This window comes from Streptomyces sp. NPDC060031 (assembly GCF_042736805.1).
Lineage (GTDB): Bacteria > Actinomycetota > Actinomycetes > Streptomycetales > Streptomycetaceae > Streptomyces.
In genome coordinates, this window is the sequence record NZ_JBHWVM010000171.1 from 1 (window position 1) to 6316 (window position 6316).

The 6316-nt window shown below is 73.5% G+C and carries 6 protein-coding genes; 1 reads left to right on the forward strand and 5 read right to left on the reverse strand.

Going from position 1 to position 6316, the window contains the following annotated elements; all coding sequences use genetic code 11:
• Window positions 1-452 precede the first annotated feature (452 nt).
• From proC to ACFWB8_RS36335, 5 genes are all read right to left on the reverse strand, one after another.
• Window positions 453-1262 (reverse strand): pyrroline-5-carboxylate reductase, encoded by an 810-nt coding sequence (proC, locus tag ACFWB8_RS36315; RefSeq protein WP_385237371.1) that lies wholly within the window; start codon window positions 1260-1262, stop codon window positions 453-455.
• Between the two features lie 116 nt (window positions 1263-1378).
• On the reverse strand, window positions 1379-2116 hold the full coding sequence (locus tag ACFWB8_RS36320; protein ID WP_385237375.1) for an ABC transporter permease: 738 nt from the start codon (window positions 2114-2116) through the stop codon (window positions 1379-1381).
• Entirely contained in the window at window positions 2113-2931 is an 819-nt protein-coding gene (locus tag ACFWB8_RS36325) for an ABC transporter ATP-binding protein (protein ID WP_385237378.1), read from the reverse strand. The genes ACFWB8_RS36320 and ACFWB8_RS36325 overlap by 4 nt, the downstream gene beginning before the upstream one ends.
• A gap of 98 nt (window positions 2932-3029) precedes the next feature.
• The gene (locus tag ACFWB8_RS36330) at window positions 3030-3593 is read right to left on the reverse strand and encodes a hypothetical protein (RefSeq protein ID WP_385237381.1); all 564 of its coding nucleotides are present in this window, start codon (window positions 3591-3593) and stop codon (window positions 3030-3032) included.
• A 59-nt stretch (window positions 3594-3652) separates the two neighbouring features.
• A complete protein-coding gene (locus ACFWB8_RS36335; protein WP_385237384.1) occupies window positions 3653-3955 on the reverse strand; it encodes a peptidase in 303 nt (100 codons plus the stop codon).
• Between the two features lie 106 nt (window positions 3956-4061).
• Here ACFWB8_RS36335 and ACFWB8_RS36340 point away from each other — a divergent pair, with 106 nt between their 5' ends.
• Window positions 4062-6194: a serine/threonine-protein kinase gene (locus ACFWB8_RS36340; RefSeq protein WP_385237387.1), complete on the forward strand. Its 2133-nt coding sequence runs from the start codon at window positions 4062-4064 to the stop codon at window positions 6192-6194.
• Window positions 6195-6316: the final 122 nt, after the last annotated feature.

Consider the following 6316-nt stretch of genomic DNA (forward strand, 5'->3'; position numbering starts at 1 on the left):
CGTTTCCGACTCTATCAGACTCGGTCCCGCGGTTTTTCGCCTTCCAGGTTCTGCGCTTTCGCGCTTTCCCTTTCCGGCGAGTCCGACTCTATCAGAACCTTTCGGGCCTGACTCCCAGTCAACGGGATTTGCCGTTCGGGCTGTTGGGCCCTTGCGGCGAGTGAGACAGTAGCGGATTCCTTGCCCCCGAACCTAATCGGCGGCCGCGTCCTTGAACGCAGATTCCTCATTCGCAAATACGCATGAAAACGAGACGACGAAGTGCGTCGTTCGTTCGAATGTGTGTAGTGCGGGATGGCTGTCCGGGGACCGACCGGGGGTCGGCGCTCACTTCGGACAACTCGAAGAACCTTACGGACACCGCAAGCATGTGTCAACCCATGGGCGGGCGTCACCCGTACGAAGAAGGGCCCCGCTCGCGCGGGGCCCCCGGTGCCTCTGTCGTCACGGTGTCAGCTGTTGCCGGAGGCCAGCTCGCGGCTGCGGTCGCGCGCGGCTTCGAGGGCGGCGATCAGGGCTGCCCGTACGCCGTGCTTCTCCAGCTCGACGATCGCGTTGATCGTCGTGCCCGCCGGGGAGGTGACGGCCTCGCGGAGCTTCACCGGGTGCTCGCCGCTGTCGCGGAGCATCACCGCGGCGCCGACGGCGGCCTGGACGATGAGGTCGTGGGCCTGGGCGCGGGGCAGGCCCAGGAGGATGCCGGCGTCGGTCATCGCCTCGACGAGGAAGTAGAAGTACGCGGGCCCGGAGCCGGAGAGGGCGGTGGCCGCGTCCTGCTGGGACTCGGGGACGCGCAGGGTCTTGCCGACTCCCCCGAAGATCTCCTCGGTGTGCCGCAGGTGCGCGGCCGTGGCGTGGCTGCCGGCGGAGATGACGGACATGGCCTCGTCCACGAGGGCGGGGGTGTTCGTCATGACGCGCACGACCGGGGTCCCGGGGACGAGGCGTTCCTCGAAGAACGAGGTGGGGATGCCGGCGGCGCCGCTGATGACCAGGCGGTCGGCGGGGACGTACGGGGCGAGCTCCTCCAGGAGCTTGCCCATGTCCTGCGGCTTCACGGTGAGGATGAGGGTGTCGGCCCGCTTGGCGGCTTCGGCGTTGCTGACGCACTCCACGCCGTAGCGGGCGACCAGCTCCTCGGCGCGCTCCGGGCGGCGGGCGGTGACGAGGAGCTTGGTGGCGGGCCAGCCGCCGCGGATCATCCCGCTGAGCAGGGCCTCGCCGATCTTGCCGGTACCGAGGACTGCGACTGTCTGGGTCATGCCCGATTCACCTCGCCGAACTTCTCTATATGCACGCGTGCTGCGGATACCTCCTCATCCTTGCACTCGCGCAGGTGGCGGCGGGCGGGTGTCCGCAGTGCGGTCAGGCGGTGCGGTCAGGGAGTGCGGCGGCGCAGGGTGGCCGCGCCGAGGGCCAGTACGAGCAGGGCGCAGCCGGCGACGATGACGGCGTCGCGGATGAATTCGGCGGTCATGTCGGTGTGGGTGAGGACCTGGGTCATGCCGTCGACGGCGTAGGACATGGGCAGGACGTCGGAGAGCCCTTCGAGGACCGGCTGCATGGTGTCGCGCGCGGCGAAGAGGCCGCAGAGCAGCAGCTGGGGGAAGATCACCGCCGGCATGAACTGGACGGCCTGGAACTCGGAGGCCGCGAAGGCCGAGACGAAGAGGCCGAGCGCGGTGCCGAGGAGTGCGTCGAGCAGCGCGACGAGCAGCAGCAGCCACGGGGAGCCGACGACGTCGAGGCCGAGGACCCAGAGGGCGACGCCGGTGGCGAGCAGGGACTGGACGACGGCCATGGCGCCGAAGGCGAGGGCGTAGCCGGCGATGAGGTCGCCCTTGCCCAGCGGCATGGCGAGGAGGCGTTCGAGGGTGCCGGAGGTGCGTTCGCGCAGGGTCGCGATGGAGGTGATGAGGAACATCGTGATCAGCGGGAAGATGCCGAGGAGGCTGGCGCCGATGCTGTCGAAGGTGCGGGGGGTGCCGTCGAAGACGTAGCGGAGCAGGACCAGCATCAGTACGGGGACCAGCAGCATCAGCGCGATGGAGCGCGGGTCGTGGCGGAGCTGGCGCAGGACGCGGGCCGCGGTGGCGGTGGTGCGGGCGGTCGTCATCGGACTTCGGTCTCCTGGGTCGTACGGGACTGCGCGCGGGCGGCGGCGTCGGCCTCGTCGACGAGGCGGAGGAAGCCCTCCTCGACGGTGGCGGAGCGGGTCCGGGTGCGCAGGGCGTCGGGGGTGTCCTGGGCGAGGATCCGGCCCTCGCGCATGAGGAGGAGGTCGTGGCAGCGCTCGGCCTCGTCCATGACGTGCGAGGAGACGAGGAGGGTGGCGCCGCGGGTGGCGGCGATGTCGTGGAAGAGGTTCCACAGGTCGCGGCGCAGGACGGGGTCGAGGCCGACGGTGGGTTCGTCGAGGACGAGGAGCTCGGGGGTGCCGAGGAGCGCGACGGCGAGGGAGACGCGGCTGCGCTGGCCGCCGGAGAGCTGGCCGGCGAGTGCGGTGGCGTGGCCGGTGAGGTCGACGTCGGCGATGGCGCGGGTGACGGTCGCGTGGCGGCGTTCGGCGGCGGCGCGGCCGGGGTCGAGGATCGCGGCGAAGTAGTCGAGGTTCTGGCGCACCGTGAGGTCGTCGTAGACGGAGGGCGCCTGGGTGACGTAGCCGATGCGGTGGCGGAGCTCGGGGTGGCCGGCGGGGCGGCCGAGGACGTCGAGGGTGCCGGTGACGTTGGCCTGGGTGCCGACGACGGCGCGCATGAGGGTGGATTTTCCGCAGCCGGAGGGGCCGAGGAGGCCGGTGATGCGGCCGCGGGGGACGTCGAATCCGATGCCGTCGATGACGGTGCGGGGGGCGCGGCCGGTGCCGCGGCGGACGGTGAGGCCGTGCGCGTGCACGGCGGGAGCCGGTCGTTCGGGCCGGTTATTCATCATGTGATGAATAATGCTCCCGGCTGTGCCGGGGCGTCAATCGGCCGGACGGACGCAGCCTTGGCTCCCGGTGCTTGGCTCCCGGCCTCGGCTCGCGGCCCTTACTTCTTGCGCTTGGGGCGGCGGGCCGCCGGGTTGCCGGTGCGGGAGCTGCGGCGGCGGGCGAACTCGACCGTCGCGCGCTCGTACTCGGCGCGCCGCAGCTTCTCGCCGGGCGCCTCGACGAAGCAGCGCAGGAAGTACGCGATGAGGCTGCCGATGAAACCGATCGCCTTGAGGCCCTTGAGGGCGGCCTCGTCGGAGGACGGGGCCGGGCGACGGGTGAAGGAATCCCACGTCTTGGCGAAGGCGATGGAGCTGGCGATCGCGAAGAGGATGACCACGGACATGCTGAGGAACGCGCCGACGTTGCCGATCTCCAGGCCCTCGTAGGAGAGGCGCAGGAGGAGCGCCGCCGCGAAGGCGGTGATCAGCGCGCCGACGGCGACGCCCGCACGGCGCAGGGCGTAGCCCCCGTCGTGGTTCACCCAGGTGGTGCCGAAGAACCGGATCGGCTCCGGCTCCGGACCGGTGGAGGCAGGCGCGGCGGCCGGGGCCTGGGCGGGGGCCGAGGCCTGGGCCTGGGCCGGCTCGGCGGGGGTCTGGTCTCGCTGGTCGTCGCTCACACCAGCGAGTATCCCCCGCCGGGGGCCGGCTGGTCAGGGCCGGAAGTCAGGGCCGGAAGTCAGGCGCACTGCGTGGCGACGTAGCCGTCACTGCCGGTCTTCACGTACGCGTCGGAGACGAACTGGCCGTTTCCGATGCAGTCCCAGATGTCCGTGGTGCCGTACGGGCCCGAGACGGTCGTGCCGGAGCACTGGCAGCGGATCCCGACGGTCGCGCCGAGCGGCAGGACGTCGACGACGGAGTAGTTGGTCCCCGGCCCGCTGCGGACGTTCACGCGGTAGCCGGGCGCGACCGGAAACCTCGGGAATCCGGAGGCCTCGGCAAGGCTCTGTACTTGGCTTGAATCGTTCTCAAGCGACATGTGGAAACTCCCCCTTTGGGTGTCACTCTGCGCAACTCGCGCAGGGTAGCAGGACCTTGGATATTCCTACGGGCCATCGACTAGGCTCCGGCGGGGGTGGTGAGCGGTGCATTCGCTGCGCGCGGACTACGTGGGATTTCCGGAATACGCCGGGCAGTACCGGCTCGAGTCCGTACTCGGCTCCGGGGGCATGGGCGTCGTCCACCTGGCCACCTCCGGCTCGGGGCTGAAACTCGCCGTCAAGATCGTGCATCCCGAGCACGCGGTCGACCCGGAGTTCCGGGCCCGCTTCCGGCAGGAGGTCACCGCCGCCCGGCGGGTGAGCGGGGCGTTCACCGCACCCGTCGTGGACGCGGACCCCGATGCCGAGCGGCCCTGGATGGCCACGCTGTTCATCGACGCCCCGACGCTCGCCGAGCGCGTACGGGAGCGCGTGCTCACCCCGGTCGAACTGGCGCGGCTCGCCGCCGGGCTGGCGGAGGCGCTGCGGGACATCCACCGGGCGGGCGTGGTGCACCGGGACCTGAAGCCCAGCAACGTGCTGATGGCCGCGGACGGGGTGCGGGTCATCGACTTCGGCATCTCGCGGCCGGCCGACAGCGATCTGCGGACCGAGACCGGGAAGCTGATCGGGACCCCGCCGTTCATGGCGCCGGAGCAGTTCCAGCGGCCCCGGGACGTCGGCACCGCCGCCGACGTCTTCGCCCTCGGCGCGGTGCTGGTGCACGCGGCGACCGGGCGGGGGCCCTTCGACTCCGACAGCCACTACCTCGTGGCGTACCAGGTGGTGCACGGCGAGCCCGATCTGACGGGGCTGCCGCCGAAGCTCGCGCCGCTCGTCGCCCGCTGCCTGGCGAAGGACCCGGCCGGGCGGCCCACGGCCGACGCGCTGATCGGGGAAATGCGGGCACTCGCGTACCCGACCGGCGAGGACACCCAGGCCTTCATCCCCCGGCCGAGGCGGCCGGGGGGCGGCGCGGACCCGGGCCGCGACGAGGTGACGCACCTGCGGGCCCGGCTCGCCGCGGCGGCATCGGCCGCGCGGCGGCCGCGGCGGACCCGGGTGGCGCTGGCCGCGGGCCTCGGGCTGCTGCTCACGGCCGGGACGGTCGGCGGGTACGTCTGGTCCGCGTCGGGGGACGGGCCGACGGGGCCGGTCACCACGCGGGAGCTGCCCGGGCCCGGCCCGAAGCCCTTCGCACCCTGGGCGGCGTCCCTGGGCGAGCGGAACGCGGCCTGCTCCTGGGAGGCCGCGGCGCTGTACTGCGCCGGGCCGGGGCTGACCGCGGCCCGGCTCGACCCGGCGGACGGCTCGGTGCTGTGGTCCGTACGGGCCTCCGCGCCGGCCTCGCGCCCGGCGGCCGACGGCGCTCCCCTCGGCGCGGGCGGGCTGGTCCTCGCGGTGGCTCCGGGCAGCGAGCTGCTCCAGGCGCTCGACCCGGCGACGGGCACCGAGCGCTGGCACCACGGCCTGCCGCGGGGCGCGCACGTGGTGCCGGCCGGAGGTCAGGCGCTGGTCGCGGGGCCGGACGGGGACGTCACCGCGCTGGACGCGGCGAGCGGGGCGGTGCGCTGGACGAAGCAGCTCGGCGGGGTCGGCTCGGTGTGGTGGGGCGGGCCGCAGGAGCCGGGGCAGCCGGCGACGGTGTACGTGGCGACCCCCGAGGCGGGCGGCAGGGCCACGCAGCTCTCGGCGGTGGACCCGGTGAGCGGGTCGGTGCGCTGGCAGGCCCGGCCGGCGGGCCGGCTGCGGCCGGTGGGGGTCGCGCGCGGCGCGGTGTTCCTGCTGGACCGGGACGCGGACGCGCGCAGCGGCGCGGTCGTGCGGGTGGACCTGGCGACGCACGCGGCGGAGCGGGTGCGGCTGTCGGCGCCGCTGTACGAGGCCGAGGCGACGGTCGGCCCGGACGGGGTGACGTACGTGTTCGGTACGACGGGCGCGCTGGCGGCGGTGGGCCCGGCCAAGGAGGAGTGGCGGCTGGAGACGGGCGTGTCGGTGGCCTCCCGGCCGGTGTTCGCCGACGGGCGGGTGTACCTGGCGGCGGCGGACGGCAGGCTGCTGGCCGTCGACGCGGCCGCGGGTCGGCTGGCCGGGCAGACGAAGCCGCGGATGGGCGGGGGCCGGGACACCTTCGCGGCGACCCTGCCGGCGCCGGTGGCCGCGCCCGGCCGTGTCTTCGCGTCGGCCCCGGACGGCTCGGTCTTCGCGGTGGCCACCGCGGACCCCGCGGGGTGGTGAGCCGCCGAGTCCGCCTGAGGCGCCGCCTCCCGGGGCTCCGGCCCCGGACCCCGGGCCTCGAACGCCGGCGGGGCTGAATTCAGCCTCGTCGGCGTTCGAGGCGCGGGGGTCTGGGGGCGGAG